The sequence below is a fragment of the Nocardia sp. FBN12 genome (assembly GCF_054031145.1).
The window spans coordinates 6426588-6445015 of the sequence record NZ_CM132926.1; the positions used below are offsets into that span (position 1 = coordinate 6426588).

An 18428-nucleotide genomic window follows, 5' to 3' on the forward strand; every position below is an offset into this window, starting at 1 on the left:
TACGGGCGGACCCGCACGGAAGTTCAGCCGCGCCGGGCAGTCTCAGTTGACGACGCGTTCCAGAGCTTTCAAGTCGGCTTCGAGCGCTCGGAAGAGCAGGTAGGAGCCGACGAAGGCGACGATGCCGCCGACGCACAGGACTCGAACGGCAACGATCACGGCCGGGATATCACCGGGCGGGAGGAAGGTGACACCCGCTACGGCGAGCAGCGGGATCGAGGCGGCGACCGCGAGGTACCAGGTGCAGCGGCGGCTCAGTGCGCGGAGCCAGGTGCTGTCGTCGGTGCTGATTTCGCCGTGGCGGAGAAAGACCGGGTAGATGCAGCGGACCAGGTAGAACGTCACGAGGAAGAACGGGTATGCGACCGCGATCGCGCCGCAGACCAGTAGGGACGCGAGGAAGTGGACGACGGCGCGGCCCGGGACGTTACCCGCGGCCAATTGCAGAATGATCGGAAAGGTGACCCCGGAGATCGCCCAGAGCGAGAACACGACGACCACGACCCGGTCGCCGAGTCGCAGGGTGTCGTGTCTGGTGCGGCGCAGGATCTGCGGTTCGTAGCGGCGGCCGTGGCGAAGGCCTCGCGGCACGGAGAGCACGAAACGGGCGAGGTAGATGAGCACCGCGGCACCCAGCGGGAAGAAGACCAGGTTCACGCCCGCCGTGATCACCACGAAGGTTTGCTGGGCGTTCTCACTGAGCCGGCTCACCACCAGGTGCTGGTTGTGCAGGATGTTGTACCAGGACGCCAGTGCGTTGGGGACACCGATCGCCAAGATCATCACCAGCAACGGCCACTTGCGCCATTGCATCCGCCAGCTGTTCGGCGGCGGGTCGACGAGGTCGCGAGCGCGAGCATCCAGACACAGGTCGAACTGCTTGGCCAGCACCGCACCGTCGGCCCAGCGACCCGACCGGTCCGGGTCGAGGCAGGTCAGCAGGACGCGGCGCAGGGCAGCGGGACAGTTCGCCGGGACCCGGTCCAGCGCCGCTGGGTCGACGCCATCGGTTCGTCGCTCGAGCATCGACTCGAGGGTGGTCTCGTCGCCGCGACCCTCGGCCGCGGCGGTGTTGTCGTCGAACGGCTTCGCACCGGTCAGCAGTTCCCACAGGACCACGCCAAGGGAGTAGATATCGCTGCGGGTGTCGAGGTCGGCGGCGGTGCGGCCGAGGCCGGGGTGACAGGCCTCCAGCTGTTCGGGCGACATGTAGGCCAGCGACCCGCCGAAGTAGGCGACCGGGCTCGTCCCCGCCACAGTGCGGCTGAAGCTGATGTTGAAGTCGGCCAGCTTGGGCACGCCTTCGGCGGTGAGCAGCACATTCGCCGGCTTCACATCGCGATGCAGGACGCCGTGTGAGGACGCGTAATCGAGCGCCTCCGCCAGCCGTCTACCCAGCCACGCCACCGTTTCCGGCCAGCTCAGCGCGGCGATCTCGGAGCGCACGCTCGAATCGGTCGGGCGGATCTCGCCCTTCTCCTCCATCGCGGCGTCCACCGCGTCGAGCAGCAGTTTGCCGCTGCGTTCGGCGGACGGGGTCGCGCGGACCCAGCGCAGCAGGCCGAGCAGGGTGCCGCCGGGCAGGAACTGCATGTAGAGCAGACGCAGGCGGCGCGAACCAGCGGGTGCCGAGTCGGTGTCCATCAGTTGCTGGTCGAACACGCGCACGATGTAGTCGTGGTCGAGTTGGGCCAGTGTCTGCGGTTCGGTGCCGCGGTCGGCGGAGATCTTCACCGCGACCAGGCGTTGCATCGACGTTTGCCGAGCCAGGAAGACGCGCGCGAAAGCACCGGATCCGAGTCCGGTGAGCAGCTCGAAATCACCGATGGTCTGGCCGATTTCGATGCGATCGAGTGGGGCGAACGAGCCGGGCGAGGAGTCCGCGGCCGTCGACTCGGTCGCGGCCGCCGTGGCGGTCGCGGTGAGGTCGAGCTGCGGACTGGTCATGTCCGTACTACGAACCGAGTCCGGTGTGTGGTTCATCGTCGCGTCGAGATCGGCCTCGCGGTGGGTGCTCTGGTCGAGTTCGTCGGTGTTGAGCAGACCGCGCAGACTGGCCGCCTGCTCCGGATACTCGCGCAGACAATCGCGCGGATCGACGCGCTCGCCGCTGTGCCTGCGGATGACGAATTCCTCGAACACCAGTCCAGCGGGCAACGTCGCGCGGTCGAGTTCGGGGAACTCGGCGCAGTAGTGGATCAGCCGCTTGCGCGTGATGTCGGCGCCCGCGTGATGCAGCCAGCGATGACGCAGGTCGACCCGGATCAGTTCGTGCAGCGCCTGCGCGCGCAGGGTCGCCGCGTCGGGCAGGAACTCGGCGATTTCGGGTGGGCGCTCTGCTGCGGTGCCCCACGCGGCCGCGAAGGCCTCGACCATGTCGACGCGCACATTCGTGGCCCGACCGGGGGTTGTGTCGGGGCGTTCATCGCTTCCGGTGTTATCGCTCATCAACCGACCTAAATAAGGTTCGCGCGGATCGGTGCGAAATTCATTCCGCCACACCCGCCGCCATCGCCGGAGAGCCGTACTTGAAATGATAACTTGCGCCTCTAGAGCTGATCACCCGAATTTCGACGACCATGCGACGGGGGCGAATCCGCAGATGAACGAAGACCTCACGGCGGTAGCATGGGAGTCCGTCGATGACGACGGCGTGACGGACGAGGTGACGATGAATTCGTCCCACCCACCCGGCCCCGAATACCCCATCGGCGGCCCCGCGGCGGCACTCGCCGCCCGGGTCCGCGCGGGCACCATCACGCCCTCCGACGTCACCGCCGACGCGCTGGCCCGCATCGCCTCGGAGAATCGCAAGATCAACGCGTTCACGGTGGTGCGCGCCGAGAAAGCCAGGGCCGAAGCGCGGGAACTGGCCGCCCGGCAAGACCTCGACGAGTTGCCGCTGGCCGGTGTGCCGGTGGCGGTGAAGCAGAACATCGCGGTCGCGGGGGAACAGACCCGAGCGGGCTCGGCGGCCACCTCCGCGGAAGCGGCGACGGTCGATCACCCCGTGGTGGCCAGGTTGCGGGCCGCGGGCGCGATCGTTGTCGGCCTGACGGCCATGCCCGAACTGGGTCTGTGGGCGAGCACCGACTCGCTCGGTTGCGTCACCCGTAATCCGCGCGATGTCGGCCGGTCGACGGGCGGATCCTCCGGTGGCGCGGCAGCGGCGGTGGCCGCCGGACTGGTCCCGATCGCCCACGGCAACGACGGACTCGGCTCGATCCGGGTGCCCGCCGCCGCCTGCGGAGTGTTCGGTATCAAGCCGGGGAGACACGTGGTGCCCGCGCAGATCGGCGCCGATTCCTGGGCCGGACTCGGCGAGAACGGCGTCCTCGCGACCACTGTCTCGGACGCGGCCCTGGCGCTGTCGGTGCTGGCGGGCCGGTCCGACCTGGCCGAACTACGCAAGCCGCAGCGACTACGCATCGGGCTGGCCGTGGCTCCGCCGTCGCGGCTGGTCCGAATGGATCGGCATTGGACGGCGGCGGCGCGCACCGCGGGTGCGCGCGCGGCGGTGGCCGGGCACGAGGTGCAACCGGTCGAACTGCCCTATGGCGACGCGGCGCTGTTGATGCTGTTGCGCTGGCCGAGCGCGGGTCTGGCCGACGCCGACGCGCTCCCGAACCCCGAACTGCTCCAGCAACGCACCCGACGGCATCTGGCGATCGGCAGGGTGATCCGGCGACTCGGCCTGGTCCGTCCCGGCCAGATCGACCGGACCGAAGCCAGACTGCTCGAATTCTTCGAGGACTTCGACGTGGTGATCACCCCGACGCTCGCCGCGCCGCCACCAAGAGCGCGGCAGTGGAGCGGCCGCGGTTGGGCCGCGAATGTCGTGTCCTCGGCGCGGTACGCGCCGTTCACCGGACTGTGGAATCTGCTCGGCTGGCCCGCGGCATCACTGCCGATGGGCACCCATCCCGAGGCGCACACGCCACTGGCCGCGCAGCTGATCGGCCCGCCGGGGAGCGAAGCCACCTTGCTCGGCCTCGCCGCCCAACTGGAAATGTCGAACTAGGCGCGACCTCCGCCTTCGCTCCGGCCAGATGCGGCCGCGGAGCGCTGACGCGGCTGCGCCTCTCAGACCGCGATCGGCTGCGGCTGCGGTGTCGGCTCGGAGAAACCGCCGTCGACAGCGCGACCGGCGAATTCCAGAATGGTCGGGCGGGTGTCGTCGGCCCGCCATGCCACTGCCAGCTCACACGGGGTGAGGCCGGCGACCGGACGCGCGGTGAGCCCGGGCCAGCGGTACATCGGCACATTGTTCTCGGCCAGCAGGCACACACCGAGACCGAGGCTCACGGCCTCGAGCTTGTCCTCGGGGGTAGCCGCCTCGGCGCCGATCTTGGCCGCCTTGCCGCCGCGGGCATCGTTGCCGAGCCAGAAGTCGCGCACCGCGCCCGCCTCGGTGGGCAGAGCGACGAAGGGCTCGTCGAGCAGATCGGCGAAGTCGATGCTGTCCTGCTCGGCCAGCGGGTGCGTCTCGGGCAGCAGCACCCAGCGCGGCTCGGTGCGCAGCACCTGCCAGCGGTAACGGTTGGGGTCGGGCAACGGCAGCCACACCAGCGACAGGTCCGCCTGGCGGCCGGCAAGGCCACTGGACGGGTCGTTCCACGACGCGGCGTGCAGGGCGAGGCGGTGACCGCTCGCGCTCTCGAGGTCGTTGAGCAGACCACGGCCGAGGGCGGACTGGATCCCGACGCGCAGCACCTCGCCTGCTTCCTGGAGGGACACGTTGGTCACCTCCCACAGCTCGAGGATCTTGCGGGCGCCTTCGAGCAGTTCCTTACCGGCGACGGTCAGGGCGACACTGCGCTGGTTGCGGTCGAACAGGACCACGTCGAGCTGGCGTTCGAGCTGGCGGATCTGGCGCGACAACGTCGGCTGAGCGATGTGCAGCCGCTGGGCGGCGTTGGTGAAATGCAGTTCCTCAGCGACGGCGACGAAATACCGCAGATCGCGCAAATGCGGGTCCATAGCACCTTGCTATCAGAATCGGTCGGGAAAATCCAGCCAAAACGGGCAAGGAAGTTCGCGTAAGTGGATCAAAACAGTCACCAGGTTGGTATCGCACAGCATATGGCCTGACATGGTGAGCTGCACCATCGGATTGCGTTTTGTTCACGCCGACCGGGGGTTGCTGGGTCTTCGCCTGACCTGGGCGTCTGACCAGGGTAAATGCGTCACCGTTCACACTCGGTGCGCGGATGTGGGCCGTGCCGCCATGCTGTCGAGCGCGTCGAAACGTGCCGCTGACCACGGCGCTCGTCATCCAGAGGTACTAGCGAGTGATCTTCATCACAAACATGTTTCGAAGTGACGAATTCGGCTGCGACACAAGTGCTCCGCCGCAGCCGAAACCGGGCTATTTCTTGAGGCGCAGCACCGCCGGAAGATCGATCCGGCGCATCCCGCGCGCACCGGCGGCCCGCATCGCGGCGACCGCGACGACGAGCTTGTTCATGTCGTACGGATACCAGAACAATTCCTTGCCCATGGTCGGCAGCTTCGGCTTCGTCATCGCCTGCGCGCGGCAGTATTTCCGCAGGCCCGACGCACCGCCCCAGCGCGCGCCGACGCCGGAAAGGCCCCAACCGCCCATCGGCATCGCCGGGTTGAACAGGTTCGAGAACACGTCGTTGATGTTCACCGCGCCGGTGTTCAACTGCCTGGCCACGCGTTCGCCGCGCGCCTTGTCGCCCGTCCATACCGACGCCGACAGGCCGTAGATCGAATCGTTGGCCAGCCGGATCGCCTCGGCCTCGTCGGCCACCTTCATCACCGGCAGCGTCGGGCCGAAGGTCTCCTCGGCGACGCACGACATCGAATGGTCCACATCCACCAGCACGGTCGGCTCGAAGAAGGTGCCGACGCCGGTGCGTTTGCCGCCGGTGGTCACCCGGGCGCCCGCCGCCACCGCGTCGTCGACGTGGCGCTGCACGATCAGCACCTGGTTCTCGTTGGCCAGCGCGCCCACGTCGTGCTTCGATTCGCGCCCGTCGGCGCCCTGGCGCAAGGCGGCGACGGCGGCGGTCAGCTTGGTGACGAACTCGTCGTAGACCGGTGCCTCGACGTAGACCCGCTCGACCGAGATACACACCTGGCCCGCGTTGAACATGCCGCCGAAGGCGATGCCGTGCGCGGCGCGGTCGATGTCGGCGTCGGCCAGCACGATCGCCGGATCCTTACCGCCGAGTTCGAGGCTGTAAGGCACCATCCGCTCGGCGCAGGTGGCGGCGATCTTGCGGCCGGTCGCGGTGGAACCGGTGAACTGGATGTAATCGGCGTTCTCGACCACGGCCGCGCCGGTCGCGCCCGCGCCCGTGACGACCTTGAATACCGGCGGCGCCCCGATCTCGGCCCAGCCGCGGGCCAGCTCCACCGCGGACAGCGGCGTCACCTCCGACGGCTTGAGGATCACCGCGGCGCCGGCGGCCAGTGCGGGGAACACGTCGATCGCGGGCATCGCGAGCGGGAAGTTCCAGGGCGTGATGACTCCGACCACCGGATACGGGCGGTAGGCGACGGTCAGCGACTTCACCCGCGCGAGCGGGCTGTGCGGGGACGGGTGCTCGTCGGCGAGGAACTTGCCCGCCCGGCGCGCGTAGTAGCCGAGGATGTCGACCGCGAACGCCGGGTCGATGATCGCGTCGACCCGGGGCTTGGCGGTCTCGGACTGCAATACCGCGGCCAGGTGCTCGGTATTGTCGATCAGCCAGTCCTGCATCTTCAGCAGCCACTGCTTGCGACCGGCGGGCCCGATCGCCTCCCACTCGGGCTGGTAGAGGCGCAGTTCCCGAACCGCGGCCGCCACCTCGTCCGGTGCCGTGTCCGGCACCGTCCCGGCGAGTTCGCCCGTCGCCGGATTGTGTACTTCGATCACCGCGGCGGTCTGGTCGATTTCGCTCACTGGTCGTTCTCCTCGTACATCTGCGGAATTGGAGTTCACCGGCTATCGCGGCGCGACCAGGAGGATGTGGCGTGCCTGCTCAATTAGAACACGTTGCAGTTCTGGCGGGAACCGGATTCCTACGGGGTCTCGCTGACCTCGCTCTCGCGGGCCGCGATCCGCCGCAGCGGCGGCTCGGTAGGCGGCGGAACCCGCCGATCGGGCAGTTCCGCCAGCAACGTGGTGGTCGCCGCGGCGATGGCCGCGACAGCCTTGTCGACGGCGGGTTTGGTGGCGCTGCTCAGGCCGGAGATGCCGCCGACTTTGCGCACATATTGCAAGGCGGCAGCGTAGATCTCCTGCTCGGTGGCGGCAGGCTCCAGACCACGCAAGACGGTGATATTTCTACACATGTCAGAACCATAGACCTGGTTGCCATGACGTGACAGGCGAAGAAACAGGTGATCTGAAATTCTCGTGACCCACGCGAGATTCGCAGGCCGCCCGTGATCGCGGTCACCGCACTAGACTCGGCCGCATGCCTGCCAGGGGAGTACCAGCGCTGACCACTTTTCCCTACCCGGAACTAGATGAGCGCGAAGAAGATCACTGGTCGGGCGCGGGCGTGAGTGACGACGAACTGCGCGCCCTCGCGCTCGGAGCCTTCTACTCCACGCGTTGGGACGCCTTCCACGACGCCATGCTGCTCGGTCCCGAACGTGAGCACCCGCTCGGTGACCGCCGTGAACTCGCCATCGACACCCTCACCGGCGCCTGGGGCATCACCGACGGGACCGAGGCCCGCGCCTCGATGGAGCAGTTGCTCGAAGGGATGCACGGGCCGTTGTACGCGCTCGTGCATCCGCTGGTGATGGCCTCGGTCAATGCCAGCGAGCGCGACCGTTTCGGCGAGCGTGCCGACAAACAGCGCGCTTTCCTGCGTCAGGTCGGTTCGTTTCGGGGGATGGACAACCCGGAGGCGCTGGTCCGCGATTACGACATCTGGGCCCAGGCCATCAAGATCGGCTTCACCGACCATCTGTCACGCCCCCTACCCAACGACATCCACGCCTGGGACCTCGCCCGCGTCGTCGCGGTGGCCCGGATGGCGTTCACCGCGGGCTATATCGACGCCGATGTGGCGTGGGAATACTGCATGCGCGCACTCGTCCCCGCGCAGCGCCGCTACCGCAACTGGCGCCAGTTCGGCGACGCCTACCTCACCGGCTGGACCTACTGGCAGGCCACCGAGGACCTCGCCGAACTGAAGAACGGCGGCGTCGACCGGCGGATGGAATTGGTGCGCCTGTGGACCCGGCCCACCAGCCCGTGGCGCCGGATCGAACTCAACGAGCCGGAGCAGAAGGCGGAAACCGAAGCGGCCGAACCGAATTGAGCATTCGGTCCGGCCACCGCCGGATTTACAGGCTGCGCAGGATCCCGCGGCCGTAGCGCTGGAATTGGGTATCGTCGACCATGCCGAGTGAATGCCGCTCGACCAGTAATTCCCACTCCGCGTAGAGCTGGTTGACACCGGGATCGGCAGGCCCGGCGGCACCGTCGGCGGCCTGCCTGCGCACGGCGAAATTCACCGCGCAGGTGACGCGTTCGGTGTCGGCGCGATCAACGCCAGCGAAATGCAGCGTGCGATTGCCGTCGTTGATATCGATGCCGGAGCCGCCGTGGCGCGTATCGACCTCACCGGGCGCCGAGCGCGCACCCTCGACCGTGCGGGCGCCGAGAATCGCGGCCACCGCCAATTCGAAGGCATAGCGTTCACCGCTCCCGAGGGAGATGAACAGCACCCGGGTGGTGGTCGCCGCGAGCAGGCCGGTGCCTGATCCCGCGGGCGGCGCGGCAACGGCGACGGCCGTTTCCAGCACGTATTCGTCGGGGGTGACATACCGGTTCAGCGCGGTGATCGCCGGACGGGCGTCCTTGCGCGGTGCCATCCGCCGCACGGCGCGCTCGACATCGGCGCGGGTCGGCCCCGATTTGCCCCACTCGGGCGCGGGCGGGGTGAGGTCGGGCGCGGCCACGTCGATGCGCTGGGTCGTCATGATCTGATCGTTGATCCGGTCGACGATGCCGAGGGCGGCAGGCACGTCGTGCTCGGCGATGAGCACCGGAAGGGGAGTGCGGTCGGCGGGGACGCCGGTGAGCACTGCCGTGGGATAACGCAGATAGATCTCGATCACGACCGCTTCGTCGGCGCGCCGATTGAGGCGCACCTTGAGCAGGTCGGCAATGGGAACGTCGAGAACACGTTCGCCGTCGGTACCCGGCCGGAGGACGACGAGCCGTCCACCGCCGTGGCGCAGAATCGCTGTGGGTGTTCGTAGCTCGACGATCTCTATACCCCCTGCGCTGTAGTTGTGTCGTCGCCCACGATAAGGCGGGCATGACATGATTGTGGCCACTTGCCACAACCCGGTCGGAGCGTTCGGGAACCACTTGCGTTCTCCGGCCGTTTACCAGTGCAACTGCACCAGCAGCCGAACAGCGCGATGTATCGAACTAGACCGTACGCGGTAACGTGGCATGTCCGCATCCGAAACCCGCCGATCTCGACGCTTCGCAAGCACACCCGGAGTAATAACCGGAAAGGACTGGGCCGTCCGGCCGACGCTCTATGAACCGCAAGACAGTGTTTCGCACCTTGGCGATCATCTCGGGCATCATGCTCATGATCTGGCTGTTCAGCTTTCTCAGCGATGACACGCGCGGTTGGGAGAGTGTCGACACTTCCGTTGCGCTGGCCCAGCTCGAGGACAAAGCGAACGTCAAGAACGTGCAGATCGATGACAAGGAGCAGCAGCTCCGCATCGAACTGAACAACGGCAACGAAGCCACGAGCAACAACGCCAAGATCGTCGCCAAGTATCCCAGCGGCGGGGAGAACTCCGCCCAGGTCCTCGACGCCGTGCAGAAGTCCGGCGCGCCCTACGACACCGTGGTCAAGCAGGAGAGCTGGCTTTCCCAGCTGCTGCTGTTCATCGTGCCGATGGTGCTGCTGGTCGGCCTGTTCATCTTCGTGATGTCGCGCATGCAGGGCGGTGGTCGCGGCGGCATGATGGGCTTCGGAAAGTCCAAGGCCAAGCTGCTGACCAAGGACATGCCCAAGACCACGTTCTCCGACGTGGCCGGTGCCGACGAGGCCGTCGAAGAGCTGTACGAGATCAAGGATTTCCTGCAGAATCCAGCCCGCTACCAGGCACTCGGCGCGAAGATCCCCAAGGGCGTACTGCTCTACGGGCCGCCCGGAACCGGTAAGACGCTGCTGGCCCGCGCGGTCGCGGGCGAGGCGGGGGTGCCGTTCTTCACCATCTCCGGCTCGGACTTCGTCGAGATGTTCGTCGGTGTCGGCGCCTCCCGGGTGCGCGACCTGTTCGAGCAGGCCAAGCAGAACAGCCCCTGCATCATCTTCGTCGACGAGATCGACGCGGTCGGCCGCCAGCGCGGTGCGGGCCTCGGCGGCGGTCACGACGAGCGTGAGCAGACGCTGAACCAGCTGCTCGTCGAGATGGACGGCTTCGGCGATCGCTCCAACATCATCCTGATCGCGGCCACCAACCGGCCCGACATCCTCGACCCCGCGCTGCTTCGCCCCGGCCGGTTCGACCGGCAGATCCCGGTCGGCAACCCCGACCTGGCCGGTCGCCGCGCGATCCTGCGGGTGCACTCGGCGGGTAAGCCGATCTCGCAGGACGCCGATCTCGAGGGTCTGGCCAAGCGCACCGTCGGCATGTCCGGCGCCGATCTGGCCAATGTCATCAACGAGGCCGCGCTGCTCACCGCCCGCGAGAACGGTTCGGTCATCACCGGCGAATCGCTCGAGGAATCGGTCGACCGGGTGATCGGCGGCCCGCGCCGCAAGAGCCGCATCATCAGCGAGCACGAGAAGAAGATCACCGCCTACCACGAGGGCGGCCACACCCTGGCGGCCTGGGCGATGCCCGATATCGAGCCCGTCTACAAGGTCACCATCCTGGCCCGCGGCCGCACCGGTGGTCACGCCATGACGGTGCCCGAGGACGACAAGGGCCTGATGACCCGCTCGGAGATGATCTCCCGGCTGGTCTTCGCGATGGGTGGCCGGGCCGCCGAGGAGCTGGTGTTCCACGAGCCGACCACCGGCGCGTCCTCCGATATCGACCAGGCCACCAAGATCGCCCGCGGCATGGTCACCGAGTACGGCATGAGTGCCCGCCTCGGCGCCGTGCGCTACGGCCAGGAGCAGGGCGACCCATTCCTCGGCCGTTCGATGGGCGTGCAGCCCGACTACTCGCACGAGGTCGCCCGCGAGATCGACGAGGAGGTGCGCAACCTCATCGAGGCCGCGCACACCGAGGCCTGGTCCATCCTCAGCGAATACCGCGAACAGCTCGACACCTTGGCGACCGCGCTGCTCGAGCGCGAAACGCTGCACCGCAAGGATCTCGAGAAGATCCTGGCCGGTGTCGAGAAGCGTCCGCGGATCACCGCGTTCAACGATTTCGGTGATCGGCACCCGTCGGACAAGCCGCCGGTGAAGACCCCGGGCGAGCTGGCCGTCGAGCGCGGCGAGCCGTGGCCGCCGGTGCCGCCCGCGCCGGTGCCGGTGCCCAACGGCGCACCGCCGGTCGATCCCAACGGGTACCCGGGTCAGCCGTACGGCCAGCCCGCGCCGCCCGCCGCCGGTTACCCGTTGCCCGCCGCGCCGACCCAGGCGTTCCCGCGGCAGTCGGGGACGCACGGTTCGCGGCCCGACTACGGCGCGCCGGCCGGATGGTCGGCTCCGGGTTGGCCGCCGCGCGAGGAGCAGCAGGCACCTCAGCAGCAGCAGCCGCCTCAGCAGCAGCAGCCGCCTCAGCAGCCAGACCAGGGCAGTGCCTGGGGTCGACCCGAGCAGCAGCAGCCGCGGCACGCCAACGACGGTTTCCAGCCGTGGGGCGCCCAGCCGCAGCCCCCGGTGCGTGACGCCGATCCGGAGAACAAGGAATGGGAAGGGCCGAACGGCCGTCAGTGACCGGTGGCCAACTACGCTCGAACGTCGAACGCCGGATAACTTCGGCGTTCGGCAGTGGTTCTCGGATTACGCTCGGCCATCGATTGTCGGGTGGTCGCCGGCTTTTTCGGCTCTGGTTCTCGCACCCGCCCGCCTCTGGACTGACCGGAGGGTGCGACGAAGGAGTACCCGGAGGGAGCGAAGAGGCGGGGTACAGGGCCGAGAACCTGCGGCGCCAGCCGCCAATATCACGGAGGTGCGGAGAAGTTGTCGGCCAACAAGCAGGATCTCGATCCGGCAGGTGAGCTGGGTGCGACGAGCCCGTCGGTGCTGACGGCGCTGGCGACCGGTTTGCCGTTCGATCAGCCGCGTGCCGAGAACGCGGTTCGCGAGCTGCTGATCGCGGTCGGTGAGGACCCCGACCGCCCCGGTCTGCTCGATACGCCGGCGCGGGTGGCACGTGCCTACCGGGAGATGTTCGCGGGGCTCTATACCGAGCCCGACGCGGTGCTGGCGACCACCTTCGACGAGGGTCACCAGGAACTCGTGCTGGTTCGCGACATCCCGATGTTCTCCACCTGCGAGCACCACCTGGTCTCGTTTCACGGCGTCGCGCACGTCGGCTACATCCCCGGCCCGCACGGCCGCGTGACGGGCCTGTCGAAGCTGGCCCGCGTCGTCGATCTCTACGCCAAGCGCCCGCAGGTGCAGGAGCGGCTGACCAGCCAGATCGCCGACGCCGTGATGCGCAGACTGGATCCGCGCGGCGCGATCGTGGTGATCGAGGCCGAGCACCTGTGCATGGCCATGAGGGGAATCCGCAAGCCCGGCGCCAGCACCACCACCTCGGCGGTGCGCGGCCAGCTGCAAACCGACTCCGCCTCGCGATCCGAGGCGCTGGACCTGATCCTGCGCAAATGAGCGAGCCACTGGTGACTGCCCGTGACCACCGCTCCTGCGTGGTCATGGGCGTCGTCAATGTGACTGCTGATTCCTTCTCCGACGGCGGTCGCTATCTCGATCCCGAACTCGCGATCGCGCACGGGGTCGAGCTGTACGAGGCGGGCGCCGACATCGTCGACGTCGGTGGTGAATCGACAAGGCCGGGTGCCGACCGGGTCGACCCCGCCGCCGAAGCCGCCCGGGTCGCTCCGGTGATCCGCGGACTGGTCGCCGCCGGTGTGCCGACCAGTGTCGACACGATGCGCGCCGAGGTCGCCGAGGCCGCGCTGGCGGCGGGTGTCTCGATCGTCAACGACGTCTCCGGTGGTCGCGCCGACCCGAACATGGTGAAGGTCGTCGCCGAAGCGGGCGTGCCGTGGATCCTCATGCACTGGCGTGCCGCAGCCGACTACCGCCACACCGGCCCCGCCGACCACTACGACGACGTGGTCGCCGAGGTCCGCGCCGAACTCGCCACCCAGGTCGACCTGGCCGTCGCCGCAGGCGTGACCCCGGACCGCCTGATCCTCGACCCAGGACTTGGCTTCGCCAAGAACGCCGACCACAACTGGGCACTCCTGGCCGCCCTTCCCGAACTGCGCGCGGATGGCTTCCCCATCCTGATCGGCGCCTCTCGCAAACGCTTCCTCGGCGCCCTCCTTGCCGACGATTCCGGCCCCCGGCCCCCCGACGGCCGCGAAACCGCCACCGCCACCCTCTCCGCCCTCGCCGCCACCAACGGCGCCTGGGGCGTGCGAGTTCACGACGTCCGAGCCTCCCTCGACGCCATCGCTGTCGTCGACGCCTGGCACGGTGCCGCCGAACTTCGCACCGCGGCCGCGCGCGGAGCAGCACGGTGACCGCCACCGCTGACCACACACCGCGCCCGGCGGCCGGCCCCTCGCCGAGTGCCGGTGGCGGCGTCCGCTCCGTCCGAACTGCCTGTGAAGCCCGCCCATCGAGTGCGGTCACCGTCCGAGGAGCCATCCGATGAACTCACCCCTTCTGCCGCCACCCGCAGGCAGGCCCGCTTCCTCGCGGATCGAGCTGCGTGGGCTGCGTGCGTTCGGCAGGCACGGTGTGTTCGATTTCGAGCGCCGTGACGGCCAGGAGTTCGTTGTCGACCTGACAGTCTGGACGGATTTCGCCTCGGCCGCTGCCTCCGACGACCTCGCCGACACCGTCGACTACGGCGCGCTCGCCGAGCGCGCGGTGCGCATCGTCACCGGTCCGCCGCGCGATCTGATCGAAACGGTGGTCTCCGAGATCGCCGACGACGTGATGGCCGACCCGCGGGTCGAGGCGGTGGAGGTGGTTGTGCACAAGCCTTCGGCGCCGATCCCGCACACCTTCGAGGACGTGCGCGTAGTGGCGACGCGGTATCGCACGGTGGTTCCGGAGTCGCGGCGATGACTCGCGCGGTGCTCTCGATCGGCTCGAATCTGGGCGATCGGCTCGCGCATCTGCGCAGCGTGCTGGCTGCGCTGGGGGACCGGGTCATTGCGGTGTCGCCCGTGTACACCACCGCGCCGTGGGGTGGGGTCGACCAGGACGACTACCTCAATGCCGTTGTCGTAGCGCAAGATTCGGCGTTCGATGACTACGCGTGGCTGCGATTCGGTCAGGAACTCGAGCAATCCGCGCACCGTGTCCGTGAGGTCCGCTGGGGCGCGCGCACGCTCGACGTCGACGTGGTCCAGTGCGTCGACAACACCGGCACCGCCATCGCCCGCGACACCGACCCCGCGCTGATCCTCCCGCACCCGCAAGCCCACAACCGGGCCTTCGTGCTGATCCCGTGGCTGGCTGTCGACCCGTCCGCACGCCTTCTCGTCGACGGCACCGACCGCCCGATCGCGGAGTTGCTCGCCGAACTCGACCGTTCCGAAAAGGACGGCGTGGTCCGCACCGATCTGGTGCTACGCGACGAAAGCGCCCGCCCGTGCTGAAACCCACCCGGGTACTCGACCTCGCGCTGAACGTGGTCGTGGCCGCCGCGGTCGCCTGGATCGCCACCCGGTTCGCCTATTCCAGCTTCCCGTCGATCTCGGTGGCCGCGGGCGCTTCGCTGCTGCCGGTCGCCGCGATCGAGGCGGCGCTGGGATTCGCGATCAAGGCCAAGATCGCCGATGAGCAGATCGGCGACGGCTCGGGCCAGATGCATCCGATCAACGTCGCCAGAGGTGTGGCGCTGGCGAAGGCGTCGCTGCAGGTGGGTTCGCTGGCCGCCGGTGTGTGGCTGGGTTTCCTGCTGTGGGTTTTCCCACAGCGCGGGACCGTGACGGCGGCTGCCGCCGATTCGCCGGGAGCGGTGGTCGGCCTGCTGGCCGGTTCGGCCCTGGTTGCTGCGGCTTTGTGGCTGGAGTATTGCTGCCGGGCGCCCGAGGACCCGACCGACGATCCCGCTACTACATAGCAACTTGCGAATGGAATCACCGCGACCTTTGGTGGGCCGACCAGCCGATTCCGGCTACCCTGGCCCTCATGGTTTCACCCTCCCGCAGCACGGCGCCCCGACGACGGCGGGACGACGCGGGAAAATTCTTCGTCGGTTTCCTCATCCTCCTCGGCCTGACGGCCAGCGTTTTCCTGATCTTCAGCGAAAACGTCCAGTACGTCAGGATCGGCCTGGTAGCGGCCCTGTGGGCGGCGGTCATCGGTGCGCTCGCGGCAACGCGTTACCGCAAGGACGCGGCTGTCGACAAGGCGAAGGTGCGCGATCTCCAGACGGTGTACGAGTTGCAGCTCGAGCGTGAGATCAACGCCCGGCGTGAGTACGAGATGGGCGTCGAGGCGCGGGTCCGCGCCGAAGTCGGCGCCGACTCCTCCGAAATCGCGGCACTGCGCGCCGAGCTGACCCTGCTTCGCCAGAACCTGCAGGTCCTCTTCGACGGCGCTCTGCCCGACGAGCAGGTCGCGTTGCAGGCCGACGCCGTGCGGATCGACGCGTTGCCCGCCGGTGGCTTCAACGCCTTCGACGAGCCCGACCACGATTTCGACGATAGCCCCGAGGATGCCACCGCTGCCTGGTTCGGCCCGTGGCAGCAACCCCCCAGCGCACTGAAACCCGTCTTCATGCAACCGGTTTCGGCCAACTTCGCCGACCCCTACGACGATCCGGTCACCGCCGAGACCTCGGCCGTCCAGCTCGACGAATACGCCGAAACCCAGGCCGCGGCCGCTCCCCAGCCCGCGCCGAAGTCGTCGGGCAAGACCCCGCCGCCTCGCCTGTCCTCACCGAATACCCGCAAGGTCTCGGACACCGTCCTCCCGGCCGAGTCCACCACGAACGGCGACGCGGCCGCTGCCCCCGAGCCCACCCCGGCTACCCCTGAGCCCGCCCCGGCCGAGCCGACCCCGGCGCCGGCCGTCACGCCCGAACCGGCGCCGGCACCCGCTGCCGCGGCGGAGCCCGCCCAGCCCCCGGCGACCCGCCCCGACAAGGCCCCCTCGGTCGGCACCAGCTCCCGCCGACGCCGCCGCGCGGAAACCGAAGGCACCACCCGCCTCTCGGTGGCCGACATCATGGCCAACCTCGAATCCGAGTCCACCCGCTGACGCAACACCTGGTTTCGCCGGCGGAACTGAGCCGCAGATCACGGGCGGGGCTATGGCCGACCATGTGGCGCCTCCTCTATCCTCGAAGCGAACGTCTGGTACCCGCACCGCGGGACTGGAACGCAAATCGAGAGGACAACGTTGACCTCGAGAAGTGTCAACCCTGATGGCGCGAAAACGAGTGTCGACCCAGCGCCCGCACGACTGACGGTAGGAATCGTCTCGGCGGGACGGGTGGGTTCCGCACTCGGCGTCGCGCTCGAGCGAGCCGGCCATGTGGTCTTCGGTGCCGCCGCGATCTCCGATGTCTCGGTGCATCGTGCCCACACCCGGCTGCCCGAAGCCCAGATCCTGCCGATCGAGCAGATCGCCCAGCGCAGTGAACTGCTCTTGCTCGCGGTCCCCGATGCCGAGCTGGCCGGCTTGGTCCGCGGGCTCGCCGGTGCGAACGTGGTCCGCCCCGGCACCATCGTCGTGCACACCTCCGGCGCGAACGGCGTCGCGATTCTCGAACCGCTGACGAAACAGGGCGCGCTCGGTCTCGCTATCCACCCCGCCATGACCTTCACCGGCCACGACGAGGACATCGCCCGCCTGGCCAATGCCTGTTTCGGCGTCACCGCCGCCGACGAGGTCGGTTACGCCATCGCGCAGGCGCTGGTGATCGAGATGGGTGGCGAACCGGTCCGGGTCGAGGAAGACCAGCGCTCCCTCTATCACGCGGCCCTCGCCCACGGCAGCAATCACCTGGTCACGGTCATCGTCGACGCCGTCGCGGCCCTGCGTGAATCGCTGTCCGGCCCCGGTCTGCTCGGCCAGCCGCTGGTCGACGACCAGCCCGGCGGCCTCGCCGAACGCTTGCTCGCCCCGCTGGCCTCGGCCGCCCTCGACAACGCGCTGCGCCGCGGCCAGGCCGCACTGACCGGCCCGGTCGCCCGCGGCGATGTCGACGCCGTCGCCGCCCACCTCGCCGCGCTCGAGCAGGTCGACGACCGCTTGGCGCAGGCCTACCGCGCGAACTCGCTGCGCACCGCCGAACTCGCACAAACCGATCCGGCACTGCTGGAGCTCCTCGCCAAGAAAGGCCACTGATGGAACCCCGAGAAGTGCACCACCACCAGGGCGGCGCGCGCGCCACCGGCGCCTTCAAGGCAGGCGTGCTGACCGTGCATCACAACCCCGAGGTGCTCGACACGGTCGCCAAGGCACTGCGCGGCGCCGGTCGCACCGTCGGTTTCGTGCCGACCATGGGCGCGCTGCACGAAGGCCACCTCGCGCTGGTCCGGCAGGCCAAGCTCAACAATCAGGTCGTGATCGTCTCGGTCTTCGTCAATCCGCTGCAGTTCGGCGCGAACGAGGACCTCGACGCCTATCCGCGCACCCTCGACGCCGACCTCGAACTGCTCCGCACCGAGGGTGTCGACCTGGTCTTCGCCCCGAGCGTGTCCGACATGTACCCGGACGGGATGCGGACCACCATCCAGCCAGGCCCGCTCGGCGCCGAGCTCGAAGGTGGCAGCAGGCCAACGCATTTCGCGGGCATGCTCACCGTGGTCGCGAAGCTGCTCAACATCACCCATGCCTCGGAGGCGTACTTCGGTGAGAAGGACTACCAGCAGCTCACGCTGATCCGGCAGATGGTGCGCGACCTGAACATGGACGCGAGGATCGTCGCCTACCCGACGGTCCGCGAGCCCGACGGCCTCGCCCTCTCCTCGCGCAACCGCTTCCTCGACGCCACCCAGCGCGAGTCGGCACTTGCCCTGTCGGCCGCGCTCGCCGCGGGTCGCCACGCCGCGGGCCTCGGCGCGGACGCGGTTGTCCAGACCGCCCGTTCGGTCCTCGACGCGGTCGACGGCCTCGATGTCGACTACCTCGAACTGCGCGACTCGAACCTGGGTCCCGCGCCCACCGCGGGCAATGCCCGCCTGCTGGTCGCCGCCAGAGTCGGCGACACCCGCCTGATCGACAATGCCCCCGTAGTGCTCGGCGCCCAGATCGACGGGCACCCCGACGCGAACTCCCTGCCTGCCTCGCAGGCGCACTGAA

16 protein-coding genes are annotated in these 18428 nt (G+C 68.6%); 11 read left to right on the forward strand and 5 right to left on the reverse strand.

Features of this window, described 5'->3' with window-relative positions; all coding sequences use genetic code 11:
* Window positions 1-42 precede the first annotated feature (42 nt).
* Window positions 43-2448, reverse strand: coding sequence for a protein kinase domain-containing protein (locus tag ACWZHB_RS30250; RefSeq protein ID WP_427905145.1), 2406 nt, complete (start codon window positions 2446-2448; stop codon window positions 43-45).
* 223 nt (window positions 2449-2671) lie between these two features.
* Here ACWZHB_RS30250 and ACWZHB_RS30255 point away from each other — a divergent pair, with 223 nt between their 5' ends.
* Complete coding sequence (locus ACWZHB_RS30255; RefSeq protein WP_427909354.1) at window positions 2672-4021, forward strand: amidase; 1350 nt, start codon at window positions 2672-2674, stop codon at window positions 4019-4021.
* A gap of 62 nt (window positions 4022-4083) precedes the next feature.
* Here ACWZHB_RS30255 and ACWZHB_RS30260 read toward each other — a convergent pair whose 3' ends face one another.
* The 3 genes from ACWZHB_RS30260 to ACWZHB_RS30270 form a co-directional block, all read right to left on the reverse strand.
* A complete protein-coding gene (locus tag ACWZHB_RS30260) occupies window positions 4084-4980 on the reverse strand; it encodes a LysR family transcriptional regulator (RefSeq protein WP_379333041.1) in 897 nt (298 codons plus the stop codon).
* Between the two features lie 388 nt (window positions 4981-5368).
* The gene (locus ACWZHB_RS30265) at window positions 5369-6913 is read right to left on the reverse strand and encodes an aldehyde dehydrogenase family protein (RefSeq protein WP_427905146.1); all 1545 of its coding nucleotides are present in this window, start codon (window positions 6911-6913) and stop codon (window positions 5369-5371) included.
* A 119-nt stretch (window positions 6914-7032) separates the two neighbouring features.
* Complete coding sequence (locus ACWZHB_RS30270; RefSeq protein ID WP_427905147.1) at window positions 7033-7305, reverse strand: DUF2277 domain-containing protein; 273 nt, start codon at window positions 7303-7305, stop codon at window positions 7033-7035.
* 125 nt (window positions 7306-7430) lie between these two features.
* On the opposite strand from ACWZHB_RS30270, the gene ACWZHB_RS30275 reads away from it, so the two are divergent.
* Window positions 7431-8288 (forward strand): DUF1266 domain-containing protein, encoded by an 858-nt coding sequence (locus ACWZHB_RS30275; RefSeq protein ID WP_427905148.1) that lies wholly within the window; start codon window positions 7431-7433, stop codon window positions 8286-8288.
* Between the two features lie 25 nt (window positions 8289-8313).
* Here the strand turns inward: ACWZHB_RS30275 and ACWZHB_RS30280 are convergent, their stop codons facing one another.
* Window positions 8314-9300, reverse strand: coding sequence for a hypothetical protein (locus ACWZHB_RS30280; protein WP_427905149.1), 987 nt, complete (start codon window positions 9298-9300; stop codon window positions 8314-8316).
* A 224-nt stretch (window positions 9301-9524) separates the two neighbouring features.
* Between ACWZHB_RS30280 and ftsH the strand changes: the two genes are divergently transcribed.
* The 9 genes from ftsH to panC all read left to right on the forward strand — a co-directional run bounded on the left by ftsH (window position 9525) and on the right by panC (window position 18427).
* The gene (gene ftsH / locus ACWZHB_RS30285; protein ID WP_427905150.1) at window positions 9525-11900 is read left to right on the forward strand and encodes an ATP-dependent zinc metalloprotease FtsH; all 2376 of its coding nucleotides are present in this window, start codon (window positions 9525-9527) and stop codon (window positions 11898-11900) included.
* 285 nt (window positions 11901-12185) lie between these two features.
* Window positions 12186-12800: a GTP cyclohydrolase I FolE gene (gene folE, locus ACWZHB_RS30290; RefSeq protein WP_427909355.1), complete on the forward strand. Its 615-nt coding sequence runs from the start codon at window positions 12186-12188 to the stop codon at window positions 12798-12800.
* Window positions 12797-13681 carry a dihydropteroate synthase gene (gene folP / locus ACWZHB_RS30295; protein ID WP_427905151.1) on the forward strand — a complete coding sequence of 295 codons (885 nt, stop codon included), beginning with the start codon at window positions 12797-12799 and terminating at the stop codon, window positions 13679-13681. The genes folE and folP overlap by 4 nt, the downstream gene beginning before the upstream one ends.
* Window positions 13682-13811: 130 nt before the next feature.
* The gene (gene folB, locus ACWZHB_RS30300) at window positions 13812-14234 is read left to right on the forward strand and encodes a dihydroneopterin aldolase (RefSeq protein ID WP_427905152.1); all 423 of its coding nucleotides are present in this window, start codon (window positions 13812-13814) and stop codon (window positions 14232-14234) included.
* Complete coding sequence (gene folK, locus ACWZHB_RS30305) at window positions 14231-14770, forward strand: 2-amino-4-hydroxy-6-hydroxymethyldihydropteridine diphosphokinase (protein ID WP_427905153.1); 540 nt, start codon at window positions 14231-14233, stop codon at window positions 14768-14770. Before folB ends, folK begins: the two co-directional genes overlap by 4 nt.
* Complete coding sequence (locus tag ACWZHB_RS30310; RefSeq protein WP_410874437.1) at window positions 14764-15237, forward strand: DUF3180 domain-containing protein; 474 nt, start codon at window positions 14764-14766, stop codon at window positions 15235-15237. The genes folK and ACWZHB_RS30310 overlap by 7 nt, the downstream gene beginning before the upstream one ends.
* 68 nt (window positions 15238-15305) lie before the next feature.
* The gene (locus tag ACWZHB_RS30315; RefSeq protein ID WP_427905154.1) at window positions 15306-16379 is read left to right on the forward strand and encodes a DUF6779 domain-containing protein; all 1074 of its coding nucleotides are present in this window, start codon (window positions 15306-15308) and stop codon (window positions 16377-16379) included.
* Window positions 16380-16520: 141 nt separating this feature from the next.
* Window positions 16521-17471, forward strand: coding sequence for a Rossmann-like and DUF2520 domain-containing protein (locus ACWZHB_RS30320; protein ID WP_427905155.1), 951 nt, complete (start codon window positions 16521-16523; stop codon window positions 17469-17471).
* A complete protein-coding gene (gene panC / locus ACWZHB_RS30325; protein WP_427905156.1) occupies window positions 17471-18427 on the forward strand; it encodes a pantoate--beta-alanine ligase in 957 nt (318 codons plus the stop codon). The genes ACWZHB_RS30320 and panC overlap by 1 nt, the downstream gene beginning before the upstream one ends.
* Window position 18428 lies beyond the last annotated feature (1 nt).

What these genes read in the sequence shown, in the direction of transcription:
- ACWZHB_RS30250 (WP_427905145.1), bottom strand. Translation starts at nt 2,448, where the DNA reads ATGAGCGATAACACCGGAAGCGATGAACGCCCCGACACAACCCCCGGT.
- ACWZHB_RS30255 (WP_427909354.1), top strand. Translation starts at nt 2,672, where the DNA reads ATGAATTCGTCCCACCCACCCGGCCCCGAATACCCCATCGGCGGCCCC.
- ACWZHB_RS30260 (WP_379333041.1), bottom strand. Translation starts at nt 4,980, where the DNA reads ATGGACCCGCATTTGCGCGATCTGCGGTATTTCGTCGCCGTCGCTGAG.
- ACWZHB_RS30270 (WP_427905147.1), bottom strand. Translation starts at nt 7,305, where the DNA reads ATGTGTAGAAATATCACCGTCTTGCGTGGTCTGGAGCCTGCCGCCACC.
- ACWZHB_RS30275 (WP_427905148.1), top strand. Translation starts at nt 7,431, where the DNA reads ATGCCTGCCAGGGGAGTACCAGCGCTGACCACTTTTCCCTACCCGGAA.
- ACWZHB_RS30280 (WP_427905149.1), bottom strand. Translation starts at nt 9,300, where the DNA reads ATGTCATGCCCGCCTTATCGTGGGCGACGACACAACTACAGCGCAGGG.
- ftsH (WP_427905150.1), top strand. Translation starts at nt 9,525, where the DNA reads ATGAACCGCAAGACAGTGTTTCGCACCTTGGCGATCATCTCGGGCATC.
- folP (WP_427905151.1), top strand. Translation starts at nt 12,797, where the DNA reads ATGAGCGAGCCACTGGTGACTGCCCGTGACCACCGCTCCTGCGTGGTC.
- folB (WP_427905152.1), top strand. Translation starts at nt 13,812, where the DNA reads ATGAACTCACCCCTTCTGCCGCCACCCGCAGGCAGGCCCGCTTCCTCG.
- folK (WP_427905153.1), top strand. Translation starts at nt 14,231, where the DNA reads ATGACTCGCGCGGTGCTCTCGATCGGCTCGAATCTGGGCGATCGGCTC.
- ACWZHB_RS30315 (WP_427905154.1), top strand. Translation starts at nt 15,306, where the DNA reads ATGGTTTCACCCTCCCGCAGCACGGCGCCCCGACGACGGCGGGACGAC.
- panC (WP_427905156.1), top strand. Translation starts at nt 17,471, where the DNA reads ATGGAACCCCGAGAAGTGCACCACCACCAGGGCGGCGCGCGCGCCACC.